Here is a 16,839-nt window from a genome sequence, read left to right as displayed (position 1 = left end):
ATTGCCCGGATGATGGGCTTTTTTTTTAACAAAAAAAGCCCCATAGTTTTTGTACATGATCATGTACCTGAAAACTAAAGGGCCTTCGGCTGTCCGATCGGCGGTTTATTCATTTTTTAATACCTGCTTTTTGGAGGTGTTGGTTTTGACAACTGGGCTTTGGTTTGGAGCGGAAACCGATATTTTTCCAATCGGTCAATTTGCGTGATTTGTGAATCATGGACCGTGATTTGCACGGTTCCGAACTCCAATCCTTCTAGTAAACTGGTAATTTTTTCGATGATTTGCTCATCAAGACGTCCTTTTAATGACAACAAAATCCTCCCCCTCTAATTTGCTGATTCGATTTTGCAGTAAATCGTCAAGCGTGGTGCGCTCAAGAACGAAGGCAATCGTATCTCTCACCAAGGACCACAACGGTTTTAGCTGGCATCCTTCCTCTAGCGGGCAGGGCTCGTATTGGGTAACCGATGCACACCCCATTGGTGACAGCGGCCCTTCCAGATCCCGGATGACGGCGCCAATATTAATTTCCTCTGGCCCCTGTTGCAGCATGTAACCTCCCTTCGCTCCCCGTTTGCTTGTGACATAACCCAGTTTTTTTAGTTGAAGCAGAAGTTGTTCTAGATAATGGACGCTGACCATCGTTTTATCCGAGATCTCCTGAATGCCCATTACTTTTCCTGGGTGATTCCCCAACAGCAGCAATGCCCTTAATGCATACTCCCCTTTACTTGATACCTTCATGGTTTATCCTCCCAAATTAATGTTGAGTAATTCAGTCAAGATTCGGCGGAAAAAATGATGCCCGCATTCCACTGGGACAACTTTTTTATTTGGCTGTAATCTGGTAAACAATATATGCTGTGAATAAGTAAAAGGGCACTTATCCCGTAAACTAAGATAAGTGCCCTTCAGTTTGTCTGATCAGCCACTGTTGTTGAATTCCTATTAAATTGATAGGATTACTTTTTTATCATAATATGCTTTATCTGAAAAATCAATCTCCTTTTTTAAAAAAAGTCTCTTTTAAACGATACTGATGATTGGAGCGGCGGAAATCAACAGCCATATTAAACAGAGCTTTAAAAAATGGTCTCTTTTTAGTAGTTACTCAACACATTGTCGATTTTTGATTATTGTTTATTTCCATTGGGGCAGTAAAATAAAAGCATAACAACCATGAAGGGGAGATTGGCGATGAATCCAGCCATTCGGGTCGAACAGGTAAGTAAAAATTATAATAAGAAGCCCGTTCTAAGTGGTATCGATTTAACAATTGAAACAGGACAATTATTTGGACTGATTGGGCCGTCGGGGGCGGGAAAAACAACGCTCGTCAAAATGATTGTCGGCATGGAAAAGACGGATAGCGGTACCGTTCATGTCTTAAATGAAAAAATGCCTCATTTGGCGATGCTGCAGAACATCGGCTATATGGCACAGTCCGATGCCCTCTATACAGAATTAACCGGGGAAGAGAATCTTAAATTTTTCGCCTCCCTTTATAAATTGAAAAAAGAACAACAAAAACAGCGGATTGCGTATGCAGCCGGTTTGGTTAATCTGACGGGGGATTTAAAGAAACGGGTGGCCGCTTACTCTGGGGGAATGAAGCGGAGGCTGTCATTGGCCATCGCCCTGATCCAGGACCCAAAGATTTTGATTTTGGATGAACCCACTGTCGGGATTGACCCGGAATTAAAATTGTCGATTTGGAATGAGCTGTTGCGGTTAAAAAATGAAGAAGGCAAGACGATTATTGTTACCACCCACGTCATGGACGAAGCCGAGAGGTGTGACTTTGTCGCCATGGTGCGAGATGGACGGATCATTACCAGCGGATCACCTCAGGAACTGAAGGCAATGTACGGTGTCGAGCGGTTCGATGAGGTATTCTTGCTCGCGGGAGGAAAACAATCATGAGAGTATGGGCGTTGATAAAAAGGATCTGCCGGCAGATGGTTCGCGATAAACGCACTCTGGCGCTTATGTTTGTGGCTCCATTATTGATATTGACCCTAATGTATTTCTTGTTTAATGGAAACACGGTCAATCCCAAACTGGGTGTCGTGGGAATTGATAAAACTCTTATTACCAGCATTGAAAAAGCCGATATCGATGTGAAGCAATATGCAAAAGCTGATTCAGAAACGGTAACGGAGGATAACCTGGATGGGCTGCTCCAGGAGGAAAACGGGAAGTTATCCTTAATCCTTCAAAATGATGACCCGAGCACTGCACGTGCTTTACAATTGAAAGTCAACCAAGCAGCAGCATCCGTTTCCCAAGCAAAATTCATTCAGCAAAATCCTGCTCTTGCAGGAAACATGGTGCAAAATAAGATGGCCACAACTTATGTATACGGAGATAAAGATACCGTCTTTTTTGATGTGTTAAGTCCGATTTTGGTTGGCTTCTTCGTGTTTTTCTTCGTCTTTATCATATCAGGGATTGGCCTGCTCCGCGAACGAACCACGGGGACCCTGGAACGTCTGATGTCGACGCCGATCCGGAGAGCAGAAGTGGTCTTCGCTTACCTGGCAGGTTATGGGATATTCGCTGTTATTCAAACCATTATTGTCGTTCTTTATTCAATAAACGTGTTAGATATTGTGCTGGCAGGCTCGATATTTCATGTGATTATCATTAATTTGCTTTTGGCTCTCGTGGCACTTTCTTTAGGTACCCTGCTATCGTCATTCGCGGCTTCAGAATTCCAGATGCTGCAGTTTATTCCCATAGCTGTCGTACCGCAAGTATTTTTTGCAGGGATTTTTCCGCTCGAAGGAATGGCTGGTTGGCTGCAGGCCATCGCCAAGGTGTTTCCGATGTATTACGCCGGGGATGCATTAAAAAGCGTTATGTATAAGGGAGCCGGTTTAGGTGATATTGGAGGCGACCTGTTGGCCCTTGCTGTTTTCGCGGTTCTGTTTATTGCTCTCAACATATTGGCATTGAAGAAGTACCGGACGTTATAGATTAGCCGTGTCAGGCATGGAACAGCTTAAATAATGGAGCGGCCTCCAAATGGAAGCCGCTTTTGTATGACCATTCTATTTATCCGATATTATGGCGGCGTTTTTGTCTATTTCTTTGCAATTCACTTTGTTTCCATATGTATTTTTGCATATATAGTCTCAGTACGTCTTTCATGCACTTTCCATTTCTCTCCACCGCATCGCGAAATTCTTCCCTGATGTTTTCTGGAATTTCAATGGTTAATCGAACGGTCTTGCCTTTTGCTTCTTCTCCCCGTGTATCCCCGATATTTCTGTTACCCTGCACTTGATCCATGTGTCTACCCCCTTGCCCTGAATTTCGATATACCCCTTATTCGGATTAATCTTAACTAAGCCAATTTTTACAATAGTTATAATAAAGTAATAATAACAGTAGTAAACGCATTCAAGCTCCTATTGTTATTCGTCAAATTTCGACATTTCACCTATCTATTATCAGACGCTATGAGGAGGCTAATTTCTTTTCTCAGCTTTCATAATTACTTATATGGTTTTTTGTGTTACTATCATATGGGTATTCCATTATCTTAAGTGGGAAAAAGCATCTATGGAGGAAAAAAATCATGTCCGAAAATATTATTGCTTTTATATTGGGAATCGTAGAAGGTTTAACAGAATTTTTGCCTGTATCATCCACCGGGCACCTGATTTTGGTGGGCAGTTTGTTAGGATTTCAAGGCCAAAAGGCAAATACCTTTGAGGTTATCATCCAGTTGGGATCGATGCTGGCCATTTTAGTATTATACTGGAGGAGATACCTCTCACTATTAAATTTCAGTACAATTGGAAAACCCGTAAAGAAGTTAAATGTGATTCACATTATATTAGGGGTTATACCTGCTGCACTAGTCGGGCTATTGTTACATGACTTTATTAAAACACAACTCTTCTCTCCTAAGGTGGTCGTCATAAGTCTTATCGCAGGAGCTATCTTGATGATTTATGCAGAGAAGCGGCATCCAAAATTCTCTGCCGGCACAGTGGATGAATTAAGTTACAAACAAGCATTAACGATCGGGCTATTTCAATGCTTGGCAGTAATCCCTGGGTTTTCCCGTGCAGGTTCTACTATTTCTGGAGGGTTAATTGCAGGCGCAAATCATAAAACGGCAGCGGAATTCTCGTTTTTAGTGGCGTTGCCGATTATGGTGGGGGCAACTGGTTTAGACTTTATTAAGAGTCTGGATTTCTTGCATTCAAGCGACATTCCGATGTTTTCTATCGGCTTTGTGACTGCATTTGTTGTCGCGATGTTAGTAGCAGTTGGCTTTCTTAAGTTAATAGAAAAAATAGGCCTGAATCTTTTCGCTGGTTACAGAATTATACTAGCGATTTTATTTACAGTTTTTGTGATTTTATAGGACCTTATAGGCGGTACTTACCCTAAATCTCTTTTAAATAGTTAAAGCTCGACAATGCGTCGAGCTTTAACTATTTCCTTGGATCTTATTAAAAATACATTATCCTGTTTTCTTATCATACTTCTGCCCGTCTTGGACAAATAAGATTCCCAGTTCATGGTGGTCACCTTCAAATAAGGCGCGCTGCACGAAACGGATTTCTCCGTTGGTGTCCAACACCTCCAGCTTGCAATGAGCCCGGTTTTTTTGCAAGGCTTCATAAAACACGTTTTCATCGCGGACTGATACGCCATTGGTCTTAGCGATAATTTCCCCGACCCTGAGCCCCATTTTGCTCGCTGGTGATTCGGGAATCACTCCAATAATCATCAAGCCCTGATTCTTTCTTGAAAAATAAACCGGTTTGCCATCATCCTTCAAGAGCGCAAACAAGGAGATCAATTCCCTGCCAATTACAGCAAGCGCCGCAACGATAATTGACAGCAGTGGATACCAATAACTGGCCCCGGCAAGAAGGGTTACCAGCGCCCCGAGTACAATAACCTGACGGCCAAGCTGCCGAACGGCAACACCAGGAAGCATTCCTTTAATTTGCTGATAAAAACCAATTGCGAACGGAACGAGAATTAATGAGTATTCTTTCGCCCCCAAATGAAACACCGGCCACCACTCAAATGGCAGTTGGAGCGCATTTCCCGGGACCAGCAAAAACATCGGCAGCATCCAAACCCGCTTGACTTCATGCGCCCCAATGGTCTTGCCCCGTTTACTTTTTGAAAGTTTAGGAGAGGTCCCTTCTGGTCCATTTTTAACAATCAGGACTCCCTCCGCTATTAACAACAGACCGAGAACGACAATGATGGACGGATATACCTTGTCGCCGATTGACTGGAAGGCTTTAGAAAATACCGGAACCCCCACTCCATTTTCACCTAACACGATAACCGCAAAAAACGCCGCGCTGATTGTATAGGCAGGAGAAATCCACCGGACATTGGTTGTCAGTGTCAATAAAAAGGTAAATCCAGCGATTAACACAAGGGCCGCAAATGGGACCGCCAAGCCCGCGGCAATCGAAATCACAGACAACACCAGTCCAATCAGAATCCCCTTTGGGAACAGCTGCTTAAGTTCGAAATACGCATCCTCTGCCCGAATATGGAAGTTCTTCCTCTCGCGTTTTACCCTCCTTACCCCTAATATACCGGCCAGGAAAACGAGATAGTAAAATACAGGATGAAGAAATAACTTGCCTGCCCCTTTCAGAAACTCCACAAGCCATAATTGCACCACTCCTGCCACCTGCCTCTATTAAAAATTCGTCACTGATAAATAAAAAAGTCTCTTAAATTTTATTTTACCAAATTGTGATAATAAAAAGTATTGCTAGATACTAGAAAAAATAAATTATTAAGAAAAGCGCAAGCGACCTCGGTACAAGCACAAAACGCTTGTTCCTGCGAAGCCTATTCTAAGAGTTCTTATAGTATAAAAAAATAAAACAGTGAACCCTTCATGCAAGGTTCACTGTTTCCAATCTTCTAAACTATTTCAAAACCAGCCGCAACGCTGTCTGCAACTGCATATCATTTTTTTCCTTTTTCATTTCTTTGATGGCCGCCTCTTCCAGTTTCGATGCGGTTTTAGCATCAATTTTTCCGGTTGCCGGCAGGTCATTTTCCTGCTGGAAGCCTTTAACGGCAATGGTCGTTTGTTCACTAAAGTATCCATCTTTCCGTCCTGGGGCATAACCTAATCCTGATAAAATTTCCTGAGCGTTTTGGACCTGCTCATTATTCATGTCTTCCACCAGCGTCTCTTCTACCTGAACTGGATGCGTCCTAAAAATGGCTGGCTGATCGACCGGCACATCTGGCTTAATTCCTTTTTTATGGATCCAATTTCCTTCTGGGGTCAGCCACTTAAACAACGTGAGCTTAATATTGCTTCCATCCCCCATTGGCACCGCCTGCTGGACGGTTCCCTTTCCAAATGTGGTTTCACCAACAAGCGGATAACCGGCCCCTTCCTTTAACGCTCCAGCTAATATTTCCGACGCCGAGGCACTTCCCTTGTTTACCAAGACCGCAACTGGGTAATCCTTTTTCTTCGTAATATTTGAAAAATAACGCTGTTTATCTCCGTTCCGCTGCTGAATTTGGACATATGGCTTCTTGTTGGGAACAAACTCTTTCACAATCTCTTCCACGCTTGACAACAGACCGCCCGGGTTACCGCGGACGTCAATAACAAGACCTTTGATATCGTCCTTTTCAAGCTCCGTGAGCTGTTTTTTAAAATCTTGTGCTGTATTTTCCGAAAAAGTGGTAATTTCAATATAGCCTACTTTTTTACCGTCTTGCTTCTTGACGGCCGAATGAATAGTTTCAAGAGGGATTTCATCACGTTTTACTTTAATCGTAAGCGGTTTTTTCAGCCCATCACGAACGATTTCCAACGTGACATAGGTGCCCTTTTTGCCGCGAATTTGTAACGTCGCCTCTTGTAAATTGAGACCCTCGACACTTTTACCATCGACTTTTACAATTTGGTCATTTGGCTTGATTCCTGCCTTTTCTGCTGGAGAATTTTTGAAAGGAGAAATAATCACAATTTTCCCATCAACCGTCCCGACCTCGGCTCCAATCCCTTCAAACGATGACTCCAAAGTTTGAGTGAATTGCTGCGCCGTTTCTTTGTCCATATAGACCGAATACGGATCCTCCAAAACGGAGAGCATTCCGGATATCGCGCCCTCCACCAGCTTTTCCTTATCGACTTTTTCTACATAACGGCTTTCAATCAGCTCGTAGGCCTGTTCCACTTTTTTCAGGTCGGTAGATTCCGAGGCTGTCATCACAGACTCCTTCCCCGGAGTGACCGCCTGCTCTAGCTGTGACGTTTTTTCCGTCTTGTCCAATAATTGAAGCCCTGCAAATGCCCCTCCCGCCCCTGTCAGTAGCGAACCGGTCATCAGTAAGGCAACCCATTTTCGATTCATCCAAGACCTCCTTCATATCTGCCCGTCTTTGTAAAAAAGAAAATTTGCCAATGGCAGCCCTACTTCCTCAATGGTTTGCCAGAGGAATATGGACCTGCCATGTTTGTTATTTTCTTTGCAAATGGAGCGGCAAAATCCTGCCCCGGTTATTAACATATATGTTGGGAGTGGACGAGTTATGAATAGATATGAGGTGCAAAAAAAAAATGGATGAAGCTGTGCTTCATCCATTGATGATGTTTATAGTGGGACAATTCCCATAGGATTAATGGCTGTATGTTGGGCCCATTTTCCGCGGTAGAGTTCGAAGTGAAGATGCTGGCCTCTGGAATCACCAGTGTTGCCCATGATGCCAATTTGCTGGCCTTTTTTAACCACTGTTCCAGCTGATACACCAGCTGATCTCATATGCGCATAAACGGTTGTGTACATTTGCCCGTCGATATTGTGTAAAATATAAACCACGTTACCATAGCTGGAGGAGTAATGGGATACATAAACAACGCCGTCAGCAGCGGCTACAATCGGGACTGTGCCGGCCTGCGCAATGTCCACACCCCAGTGCATGGTTCCTCCGCGCACGCCATAAGTAGAAGTAATACTGCCTGATGCTGGTCGAGTGAAACTTCCGCTGGAAACTGCCGGTGCCGGTGCCGCACTTGCGGTGCTGCCACCACTATTGGATGCAGCCTTAGCTGCCGCTGCCGCCGCATCTGCTGCTGCCTTAGCTGCCGCCGCTTGACGTTCCTGCTCAAGTTGAATCGCCTTTTGAATTGCTGTTTCCTGGGCTGATAGAATTTGCTCCTGCTCCTGCAAGTCCATCATGTCTTCCTCTGCTTCGCTCTCTTGTTGAGAAAGTTCTCCCAGTAGCTTGTCCTTTTCAGCGTGCTGGGCGTTTAACTGCTGATTCATTTGTTGCAAATCTGCGACCATCTTTTCCAAACTTGCCAAGTCCTTTTGAACTTGAGCTTCTTTATCTTGAAGTGCCTGTTTATCTGTTTCCTGCTGTTTCAATATTCCTTGGTCTGCTTGCATAATTGTGGCAACCGCATTCGCACGATCAACGAAATCACTGAAACTGGTGGCTCCCATAAGGACATCCAGATAATTGACGACACCACCTGTTTCCTGGTAGCTGCGAATCCGGTCCTTTAGGAGAAGATTGCGTTTCTCAATCCGATCGTTTATGACCTTGATGTCATCCTGAAGCTTCGTTATTTCTGCCTTTGTTTCATTTACTTTAGCCGTTTTTGCTTCAATTTCTTTAGTGGTATTGCCAATCTCATTATCAATCTTCTGCAATTCGCTTTGAACGTCGGACTTTTGACCCTGGATGTCGTTTATTTTGCCTTGGACATCCTCAATATTTGTTTTAACATCCGATTGTTGCTCTTGCAGGTTGCTTTGTTTTTTCTTCATGCTGGAAACGGACTCCGCATTCGTATGTAAAGGAATTCCTCCCAACACAGTCCCTAGTCCTATGCAAGCGGCAATGGTGAGCATTTTCACTGATTGTCTCATTCGATTTCTCCCTTCCCATGTCTCCCTATCAAGTAAATCATTGTTTATCTGTTGCTGTGCTTTTCCTTTAAACAGAGAAACCAGAAAGGCTATTAAAACGCCTTTCTGGTTCTGGATTATACTTTTAAAAACTTACGCACGGACATGACGCTGCCCCATACTCCAATCAGGGCTCCCATTAACAGGAGGATTCCGGAAACCTGATACATAAATGGATCGAATGGCAGTACCCTAATAAAAGTGCCCTGAAGTCTTGGGCCGATATAGTCATACGCCCGGTAGTAAGCGATTGAAAGCAGGATAATCGGGAGTAATGAACCTAGAACTCCCAGCCATAGCCCTTCCAATAGGAACGGCCATCGGATAAAGCCATTCGTGGCTCCTACCAATCTCATAATCTTAATTTCCCGGCGCCGTGCAATAATCGTAATTTTAATAGTATTGGAGATTAAGAAAATTGCTGTAAAGAACAGTCCAATAATCAACACTACCCCAACGTTTCGGCTTGCCTTGATAAATTTAAATAACTTTTCAACCTTGCCTTCACCATAGTTAACTTTTGAAACAAAATTGAGTTTTTTAATTTTCTTCGCGGCGTTCATGGTATCGGTTGGATTTTTTGTTTTGACAATAAATACGTCATTTAAGGGGTTATCTTGTTCAAATAATTTAAACGCCTTACCTTCCTCACCCATGCTCTTGACTAAATTACTCAGTTCCTCTTCTTTTGAAGAGAACTTGACAGAGCCTACTTCAGGCATGCTTTCCATTGACGCCTTTAACGCGTCTTGGTCCTGTTTCGTGGCGGCTACGTCAATGTGAACGCGGATTTGCACGTCATCTTCTATGGTCTGTGCCACACGATTCAGGTTCATCATAATCACTAGAAAAACACCCACCAAGATGAGGGTGATCGTAACAGCACTAACGGAGGCAAATGTCATCCAGCCATTTCTGCTGATACTCTTGAAACTTTCACGGGCGTGACGGCCAAGTGTTCTAATTTTCATAACCGTAGTCACCTCTTTGTTCATCACGGGCAATCTTTCCGCCTTCAATGGCGATGACGCGATGTTTGATTGTATTAACGATTTCTTTGTTGTGGGTAGCCATCACCACAGTGGTTCCCCGATTATTAATCTCTTCAAAAATCTTCATGATTTCCCATGACGTGTCCGGGTCCAAGTTACCGGTAGGCTCGTCGGCAATGACGACTTTTGGAGAGTTGACAATCGAACGCGCAATCGAGACACGCTGCTGTTCTCCACCTGAAAGCTCAGTTGGAAGCATTCTTGCTTTATGCTTCAAATTGACTAAATCCAGCACTTCCATGACGCGTTTTTTTATATATTTGGGCTGGGCTTCAATTACTTCAAGGGCAAAAGCAACATTTTCATAGACTGTAAGTGTCGGGAGCAGTTTGAAGTCCTGGAACACAACACCCAGCTGACGCCGGAACTGAGGCACCTTATTATTCTTGAGTTTGGCAACATTCACACCGTTAAGTGTGATGGTTCCTGATGTCGGAATTTCTTCGCGGTACATCATTTTAATAAAGGTAGATTTTCCGGCACCGCTTGGACCGACGACATAAACAAATTCGCCTTGGTTGATCCGGACATCTATTCCATTAATGGCCGAAACGCCATTTGGGTACTTCTTATATACTTCTTGCATTTCTATCATTCAGATCACCTGTCATTTTATTTTCGTATAGAGAAAATTCGACAACATTCTATACTGTTTCACAAAAAGAACCAAAAACCCATAAAATCAGTGTATTTTTTTTTGCATAGATTTATTATAACATCATAATTCGCTAAAAAAAGTGGTAATTGTATTACAGTTTCTTTTCAAAAGATAGCTTTTATCATGATTTTTCACAATAAAATCAATATATTTGCAGTTTCAATGTTCTTTTTGTCGAATTTAATTCATTGAATTACAATATAACTTTGTGGTACCACTGTCAATGTTTGCGGAAAATTGGAAAATGTTTTGGAGTTTTTTTCGGGGTGTATATTAAACGCCCTGTGGTGATTCACAGGGCGTAAGAAATATTATTTTTTGGCGGCGAGCCATTTTGATACTTGATCGGCGTCATCGCCCTCCACGACGTTTGGAGGCATGGCGCCTTTACCGTTTTTAATAATATTGCGGATTTCATCTTCAGAGTACCGAGAGCCTACTTTCGTTAAGTCCGGACCCATGCCGCCCTTGAGATTTTCGCCATGGCAGCTTGAGCACTTCTGATTAAAAATTTTCGCTGCGTCCGAAGCGGTATCTCCGCCTTTATCATTCCCGCCGCCGCAAGCGGCCAGTCCCATCACAAAGGCTGTTCCGATTAATAGAGTCAACATTTTTTTCTTCATGCTAATCCCCCCTTAAGTAACAATTCCCATCAATGTATAAGTATACCAGTGTTACGCTCGTTTGAAACCTTCCCCGAGCACTTCAGCCGCATCCATTACGATGACAAATGCTGATGGGTCAATGGCTTTGACCAATTGTTTCAATTTTGTGAACTCCGTTTGGTCGACCACACACATCAGAACTGGACGTTCGTGTTCGGTGAATCCACCATATGCCGATAGTTTTGTCACACCACGGTCGATTTTATGCAAAATCCCTTGCCGGACTTCCTCCTGATTTTCAGTAATAATCATCGCCATTTTCGAACGTCCAAAGCCAATTTGAATCAAATCAATAGTTTTGCTTGTGACATAAAGGCCTATTAAGGCGTACAAAGCCCTTTCGATATCAAAAACTACGGCGGCAGCCAAAACAATCAGGCCGTCAATTAGGACGACACACCGCCCCAAGGTAAAACCAGTGTATTTATTGATGATTTGAGCGGCCAAATCGGTCCCGCCCGTGGAAGCATTGCCGCGAAACACAATTCCCAATCCCAATCCGACACCAATCCCGCCAAACAACGAACCGAGCAAGGCATCATGGGTCCAAGGCTCCACATTTTTTGTTAAAAACACAACAAAGGGTAAGAACACGGTCCCCACTAAGGTTTTAGCCCCAAATTGCTTCCCCAGCAGGACCACCCCGGAAATAAATAAGGGGATGTTAAACGCCCACTGGACATAAGCCGGTTCCCAGCCAAACAGAGATGTAAGGAGGGTGCTGATCCCGCTGACACCGCCGGATGCGACTTGGTTTGGGAGCAGGAAAACGTTAAACGCCACGGCAATGATAGCCGCACCAATAAGTACCATTATGTAATCCATCACGATTTGTGATTTAGGGTTGGATGCCTGTAACTTTCCTAAAAAATTCATAGATATTTTCTCCTCAACCATCATTGTTAATGATTAACCGAGAGTGAGTATAACATGGCACGTATTGGGTGTAAATGAGACCCCACTGCCGTGATAAAGCGGTAAAATATCTATATAGTATTTAGCAAAGCTTGGGGTTTTAATTATGGTTGCGCAAAAAACGCCACAGCATTAAACTGTGGCGTAAAAATTATTATGAAATTCTTGAACGCAAGTAGGCATCGATGAATTGATCAATATCTCCGTCCATGACTGCTTGAACATTACCGGATTCCGCACTGGTCCGATGGTCCTTCACCATGGAATAAGGATGGAACACATAGGAGCGAATCTGGCTGCCCCAGCCGATTTCCTTTTGCTCACCGCGGATTTCCGCCAATGCTTTTTCCTTCGCCTCAATTTCCCGCTGATACAGCTTCGATTTCAGCATCTTCATGGCATGCTCGCGGTTTTGGATTTGAGAGCGCTCCGTTTGGCAGGAAACCACGATCCCCGTCGGAATATGGGTAATCCGGATGGCAGATTCGGTTTTATTGATGTGCTGCCCGCCTGCCCCGCTTGCTCGGTAAGTATCTACTCTCAAATCTTCAGTGCGAATTTCGATTTCAATCTCATCGTTGAATTCCGGCATCACATCACAGGAAACGAACGATGTATGGCGTCGTCCCGAAGCATCAAACGGTGAAATCCGCACTAGACGGTGAACGCCTTTTTCCGCTTTCAAATAGCCGTATGCATTGTGCCCTTTGATGGCAAGTGTCACGCTTTTGATACCTGCCTCATCCCCTGGGAGATAATCAAGGGTCTCAACTTTAAAGCCTTTCTTCTCTGCCCAGCGGGTATACATCCTCAGCAGCATCGATCCCCAGTCCTGTGACTCGGTTCCGCCGGCACCAGGGTGCAGTTCTAAGATGGCATTATTTTTATCATACTCCTCGCTTAGGAGAAGCTGCAGTTCATATTGATTCAAGCGTTCCGTCAGCTGTCCAAGCTCTTCTTCCAGCTCCTCCTGCAGCTCGGAATCGCTTTCTTCTTTGACCAGTTCATAGGTTACTTCTAGATTTTCAAAGATCTCATTGAGTTCGTAAAACTCGTGGACTTGATCTTTTAAGGCATTGGATTCACTTATGACTTTTTGTGCCATATCTTGATTGTTCCAAAAGTCCGGATGGAGCATTTCATCTTCTAGCTCAGCAATCCTGGCTTCCTTGTTTTCAAGGTCAAAGAGACCCCCTAAAGTCCGCTAATGTTTTAGCTGTTTTTTCAAGTTCATTACGAATTTCCGCTAATTCCATATTCGTCACCTCTATTTAGAATACTTTATTATAGTTTATTCTAATTTTCTTGATTAGTCTTTGTCCATTATAACGTAAAAACCGGAAAAAGTTCAAAAAATGGGTGGATGAAAGAATATAATGAAATATTAAAACTGTAAATAAAATGAAAAACACGAGGGGCTTTTTCCCGCTCGTGTTTTTCATTTATGGTGTTTGATCAGATAATTTAGCAGGTGCGTGGGCAGCTTCTATAAAGGATTTGCTTGTGCCGCCATGGCACGAAGAACACTGTGATTTAGTATCTTGGTGTCCTGTATTAGGAGTGCCATCTTTCTTAGTCATGCTAAATGTCGCTTTCGTTCCGTAGAGCTCTGTCTGGCTACTATGACAACTTAAGCAAAAATTTCGTTCATTGGAAGCGTTCCACTCTGTGCCTTCAGTTGCAAATAACTTTTGAGTGTCATCTATTTTTACATTTCCCAAGTTTTCCCGCAGCATTTTTTGATTTTTGGCACCATGCGTTTCATGACATTCTGCGCATGGAATTTGTCCATCTAGCTGGCTTCCGCTATCAGCAGTTGCAGTAATTTTATGTCCGGATTGACTAACATAGGGTTCATCTTTGTAGTATTGTGCAATATTAGTAAATGCTTGACCACTTTCTTCATCTGAAACACCATTATGGCAGCTTAAACACAATGAATAGTCATCCGCAGAGCCGGTAGCTGTACTAGCTTTTTTATACGTTAAAGCACTATGCAGACTATTTGGGTTATCCTTCGTTCCAGGGGTATGCGGATTATGACAGCTCGAACAAGAAACACTAGTGTCCTGAGTATGCTTATTTGTTGCATAATTCGTTTCAAGCTTTGGTGAACCGTTAGTTCCATCATGGCAGGCCATGCATAAGTCATCTGTATCCGTTCCATACTTACCGCCTTCAAGAGTGGATGTTGACCCGGTATGAGTACTATGGCAATAGGCGCATGCGTTCGTTACATTTGAAAAAGGCCCATGAATATAATCTTTTGGCCTGACATCATTATCCCCGTCAAATTGATACTTACTATAATTGGTGCTTACAGTAGTAAATTTAAAGAATCTTGGAACCACCAGGTTTGGATTCAAATAAACAAAATAGGAACTAGCGGCAAGCATTTCTCCTTTAGGTGTAAACGTATAAAGATACGACTTAGTTCCATCAGATACTTCAATAGGTTTGGAATCAGGATTGATTAACTTTTCTGTTCCGGCTTCTTTATTTCCAAATAGGGATATCAGTACTTGGTCTGGATTGAATTCTCCCTTGCTTCTAATATCCAATAATATGATGCTATCCAGCGGTACCCTGGTCATATCCTCTGCAGGAAGAAAGTCTTTGATATCTGCGTCCGGTGTTTCGGGATTGTATCTCCCTTCGGTTCCCCGCGGGATTAAATACATCCTTTTCAAATATGGGCGATTGCCAATTTCTTCAGCAGGAGGGTTTGCAGCCTCGGTGTCAGTAGCATATGTCCCCAATTCTGTTAAGTCTGTTCCCGCATTGGCCGTTGATGACGCGTTTTCAACCTGCTGTGTTGCCGCTGGTTGTTTTACAGTAAAAGTTATCTCTAAAGGAGTACTACTGATTCCCTCTTCATTCGTGACAATAAAGGAAACCTTATGAACTCCTTCATTAAAATCCTTTGAATAAGAAAACTCTTTAGATTTGTCACTTGATGGAAGAAGCAACTGACCTTGTTCCGTAATGTCAGTTGGCTGTTCTGACCCCTCTGTTTGTTCAAAAACCTTGACGAGAAGTTTGTCAGAAGTAGTTAAATCATCTGAAATGTTCCCAGTAAATAGAACCTTAGAGACATCAGACACGTAATCAGCCCCAGGAGTATCTATCGTTATTTCTGGGACACCGGTTGCCGAAAGAACATGGGTATCAGGAGAATAGGAAAGGAGGGAACCAATTATAATGCTCCATAAAGCAACGTATGAAATTAGTTTTCGTTTTGAGTTCATCCTTTTCAAGGTATTCATCCTTTTCAATTTGCCTTTTTATTCATTATATCAACTGAATATTCATTAATTTTCATCGTTAGGTAAAGTTTTTTGACATTTTAAATGTATTTTGGAGCAGTAAACAAGGCGGTAATTATTACTATTACGGGCCTTGTTTACTTGTTCTAAATTACTAAAAGTCAAAACTTTTATCTGGTTGGTTTACCAGAATAGTTTCCGCCTGCTACTAGAGGAGTATCTAACTTATGTGTAGATTGGTGACATGCCCAACATACAGTCATGTTAGTGTACTTCTTGAGAGCGGATCCGCCTTCACTGATATCCTTCATGTAAGCTTCAGCTTTTTCTTGAGTCCAACCAGACTTCACATAATCAGCAACTGTTTTTCCAGCTGTATCTTTTAATAGTGTGATATCAGTTCCGTGAGCGTAGTGACAGCTAGCACAGTTACGTCCAGCTTTATAGCTGTTTGTAGTGTGTGTATAGTGTCCATCCGCACGCTGAGCACCGCTGGACTTTAAGTAGTCTTCGTGACATGCAGAACAGAAATCTGAATATACACGTTGTGGAACATCTGGCGAATCCTGGTTTACAAAAACAGGACCATTAGATTTATAAATTTTTAAACCAGTAGGGCCTGTAACAAGATTAAGATCTTTATAAGCTGGGTCTTCAACTAATTCCAGGTCAATTGCTGCCGTAGAATAAGTTTTGCCGTTAACAGTTGTTTTTAATAAACGGTCGTTCGTAGACCCGTGTGGATTGTGGCAGCTGGAACATTGTAATTCTTCATCTGTAGGATTTAATGCACCGGGAGCAGAAGCAATTGCAACGGTCCCAACATCGTGCATGGATGCCGAATCATGGGTGCTGTTGAATACACCGGCACCAGAAGCTGTTTCTACGTTATAGAAGCCTAAAGTACCATCGTGGCAGGATAAACATAAATCGGATTCAGTTTCTTCGAATTTTAATAATGTTGCGCTATCTCCGGTGTGGGTGCTGTGGCAGTTGGCACAAGAGTTTGTGTTGTTTTGGAAATTTCCGTGTGTTCTATGTGTTGCAACGTTACCAGTGTTATCAATTGTTCCAACATGAATCCCAGGTGCAGGATTACTCGCAGTTGGAACAAACGGTTCCTCAGCAGATGCCATGGCGGCGAACATGCTGAGCAAAATAAGCGTAAAAAGTGCTGTAAAGCCCACCTTTATCTTGCTCATTTCTAAAAACCTCCCTAATATTTTCTTTTTTCTCTCTCTTATAAGCTATAACTTTTGACAATTATGTGACAATTCGCAATAATAGTGATAGAAAACAAGGTAGTAAAATCTATTACTACCTTGTCACTATTTCATC

Annotated in this window: 16 protein-coding genes; 3 read left to right on the top strand and 13 right to left on the bottom strand. The window is 42.9% G+C overall.

All coding sequences use genetic code 11. The annotated features are described in order from the left end of the window. Window positions 1-116 precede the first annotated feature (116 nt). Both ACY8D0_RS13385 and ACY8D0_RS13380 read right to left on the bottom strand, forming a co-directional pair. On the bottom strand, window positions 117-314 hold the full coding sequence (locus ACY8D0_RS13385) for a YezD family protein (protein WP_462410996.1): 198 nt from the start codon (window positions 312-314) through the stop codon (window positions 117-119). Continuing rightward, window positions 292-747: an RrF2 family transcriptional regulator gene (locus ACY8D0_RS13380; RefSeq protein WP_462410995.1), complete on the bottom strand. Its 456-nt coding sequence runs from the start codon at window positions 745-747 to the stop codon at window positions 292-294. Before ACY8D0_RS13380 ends, ACY8D0_RS13385 begins: the two co-directional genes overlap by 23 nt. A gap of 453 nt (window positions 748-1,200) precedes the next feature. On the opposite strand from ACY8D0_RS13380, the gene ACY8D0_RS13375 reads away from it, so the two are divergent. Together ACY8D0_RS13375 and ACY8D0_RS13370 are read left to right on the top strand one after the other, a co-directional pair. After that, window positions 1,201-1,926: an ABC transporter ATP-binding protein gene (locus ACY8D0_RS13375; RefSeq protein ID WP_462410994.1), complete on the top strand. Its 726-nt coding sequence runs from the start codon at window positions 1,201-1,203 to the stop codon at window positions 1,924-1,926. After that, window positions 1,923-2,981, top strand: a complete 1,059-nt coding sequence (locus ACY8D0_RS13370; RefSeq protein WP_462410993.1) for an ABC transporter permease — start codon at window positions 1,923-1,925, stop codon at window positions 2,979-2,981. The genes ACY8D0_RS13375 and ACY8D0_RS13370 overlap by 4 nt, the downstream gene beginning before the upstream one ends. Before the next feature lie 79 nt (window positions 2,982-3,060). Here ACY8D0_RS13370 and ACY8D0_RS13365 read toward each other — a convergent pair whose 3' ends face one another. Next, window positions 3,061-3,297, bottom strand: a complete 237-nt coding sequence (locus ACY8D0_RS13365) for a hypothetical protein (protein ID WP_462410992.1) — start codon at window positions 3,295-3,297, stop codon at window positions 3,061-3,063. Window positions 3,298-3,586: 289 nt separating this feature from the next. Here ACY8D0_RS13365 and bacA point away from each other — a divergent pair, with 289 nt between their 5' ends. Continuing rightward, the gene (gene bacA / locus ACY8D0_RS13360) at window positions 3,587-4,384 is read left to right on the top strand and encodes an undecaprenyl-diphosphate phosphatase (protein WP_462410991.1); all 798 of its coding nucleotides are present in this window, start codon (window positions 3,587-3,589) and stop codon (window positions 4,382-4,384) included. A 99-nt stretch (window positions 4,385-4,483) separates the two neighbouring features. On the opposite strand, the gene ACY8D0_RS13355 is transcribed toward bacA, so the two are convergent. From ACY8D0_RS13355 to ACY8D0_RS13310, 10 genes are all read right to left on the bottom strand, one after another. Continuing rightward, window positions 4,484-5,677 (bottom strand): PDZ domain-containing protein, encoded by a 1,194-nt coding sequence (locus tag ACY8D0_RS13355; protein WP_462410990.1) that lies wholly within the window; start codon window positions 5,675-5,677, stop codon window positions 4,484-4,486. Between the two features lie 253 nt (window positions 5,678-5,930). Then, window positions 5,931-7,385, bottom strand: a complete 1,455-nt coding sequence (locus ACY8D0_RS13350; RefSeq protein WP_462410989.1) for a S41 family peptidase — start codon at window positions 7,383-7,385, stop codon at window positions 5,931-5,933. Between the two features lie 240 nt (window positions 7,386-7,625). After that, window positions 7,626-8,906: a murein hydrolase activator EnvC family protein gene (locus ACY8D0_RS13345; protein ID WP_462410988.1), complete on the bottom strand. Its 1,281-nt coding sequence runs from the start codon at window positions 8,904-8,906 to the stop codon at window positions 7,626-7,628. Between the two features lie 116 nt (window positions 8,907-9,022). Then, window positions 9,023-9,916: a permease-like cell division protein FtsX gene (gene ftsX / locus ACY8D0_RS13340; protein ID WP_462410987.1), complete on the bottom strand. Its 894-nt coding sequence runs from the start codon at window positions 9,914-9,916 to the stop codon at window positions 9,023-9,025. Beyond that, window positions 9,906-10,592: a cell division ATP-binding protein FtsE gene (gene ftsE, locus ACY8D0_RS13335; protein WP_462410986.1), complete on the bottom strand. Its 687-nt coding sequence runs from the start codon at window positions 10,590-10,592 to the stop codon at window positions 9,906-9,908. Before ftsE ends, ftsX begins: the two co-directional genes overlap by 11 nt. 374 nt (window positions 10,593-10,966) lie before the next feature. Then, window positions 10,967-11,278 carry a cytochrome c551 gene (gene cccB / locus ACY8D0_RS13330; RefSeq protein ID WP_462410985.1) on the bottom strand — a complete coding sequence of 104 codons (312 nt, stop codon included), beginning with the start codon at window positions 11,276-11,278 and terminating at the stop codon, window positions 10,967-10,969. A 51-nt stretch (window positions 11,279-11,329) separates the two neighbouring features. Continuing rightward, window positions 11,330-12,145: a YitT family protein gene (locus tag ACY8D0_RS13325; RefSeq protein ID WP_462411362.1), complete on the bottom strand. Its 816-nt coding sequence runs from the start codon at window positions 12,143-12,145 to the stop codon at window positions 11,330-11,332. A gap of 244 nt (window positions 12,146-12,389) precedes the next feature. Next, a protein-coding gene (gene prfB, locus ACY8D0_RS13320; protein ID WP_462410984.1) for a peptide chain release factor 2 occupies window positions 12,390-13,491 on the bottom strand; the annotation gives its coding sequence in 2 pieces (ribosomal slippage) (window positions 12,390-13,418 and window positions 13,420-13,491; 1,101 coding nt in all). Between the two features lie 186 nt (window positions 13,492-13,677). After that, complete coding sequence (locus ACY8D0_RS13315) at window positions 13,678-15,492, bottom strand: cytochrome c3 family protein (RefSeq protein WP_462410983.1); 1,815 nt, start codon at window positions 15,490-15,492, stop codon at window positions 13,678-13,680. Window positions 15,493-15,671: 179 nt separating this feature from the next. Continuing rightward, window positions 15,672-16,703 carry a cytochrome c3 family protein gene (locus tag ACY8D0_RS13310; RefSeq protein WP_462410982.1) on the bottom strand — a complete coding sequence of 344 codons (1,032 nt, stop codon included), beginning with the start codon at window positions 16,701-16,703 and terminating at the stop codon, window positions 15,672-15,674. Window positions 16,704-16,839: the final 136 nt, after the last annotated feature.

It is taken from the genome of Neobacillus camarae (genome assembly GCF_054950115.1).
This window is presented reverse-complemented; position numbering and strand designations above follow the sequence as displayed.

Bases quoted from the DNA above. Each gene is read 5' to 3' on its own strand.
- ACY8D0_RS13375 (WP_462410994.1), top strand. From the start codon at position 1,201: ATGAATCCAGCCATTCGGGTCGAACAGGTAAGTAAAAATTATAATAAG.
- ftsE (WP_462410986.1), bottom strand. From the start codon at position 10,592: ATGATAGAAATGCAAGAAGTATATAAGAAGTACCCAAATGGCGTTTCG.
- ACY8D0_RS13365 (WP_462410992.1), bottom strand. From the start codon at position 3,297: ATGGATCAAGTGCAGGGTAACAGAAATATCGGGGATACACGGGGAGAA.
- ACY8D0_RS13325 (WP_462411362.1), bottom strand. From the start codon at position 12,145: ATGGATTACATAATGGTACTTATTGGTGCGGCTATCATTGCCGTGGCG.
- ACY8D0_RS13310 (WP_462410982.1), bottom strand. From the start codon at position 16,703: ATGAGCAAGATAAAGGTGGGCTTTACAGCACTTTTTACGCTTATTTTG.
- ftsX (WP_462410987.1), bottom strand. From the start codon at position 9,916: ATGAAAATTAGAACACTTGGCCGTCACGCCCGTGAAAGTTTCAAGAGT.
- ACY8D0_RS13370 (WP_462410993.1), top strand. From the start codon at position 1,923: ATGAGAGTATGGGCGTTGATAAAAAGGATCTGCCGGCAGATGGTTCGC.
- ACY8D0_RS13345 (WP_462410988.1), bottom strand. From the start codon at position 8,906: ATGAGACAATCAGTGAAAATGCTCACCATTGCCGCTTGCATAGGACTA.
- cccB (WP_462410985.1), bottom strand. From the start codon at position 11,278: ATGAAGAAAAAAATGTTGACTCTATTAATCGGAACAGCCTTTGTGATG.
- ACY8D0_RS13350 (WP_462410989.1), bottom strand. From the start codon at position 7,385: ATGAATCGAAAATGGGTTGCCTTACTGATGACCGGTTCGCTACTGACA.
- bacA (WP_462410991.1), top strand. From the start codon at position 3,587: ATGTCCGAAAATATTATTGCTTTTATATTGGGAATCGTAGAAGGTTTA.
- ACY8D0_RS13380 (WP_462410995.1), bottom strand. From the start codon at position 747: ATGAAGGTATCAAGTAAAGGGGAGTATGCATTAAGGGCATTGCTGCTG.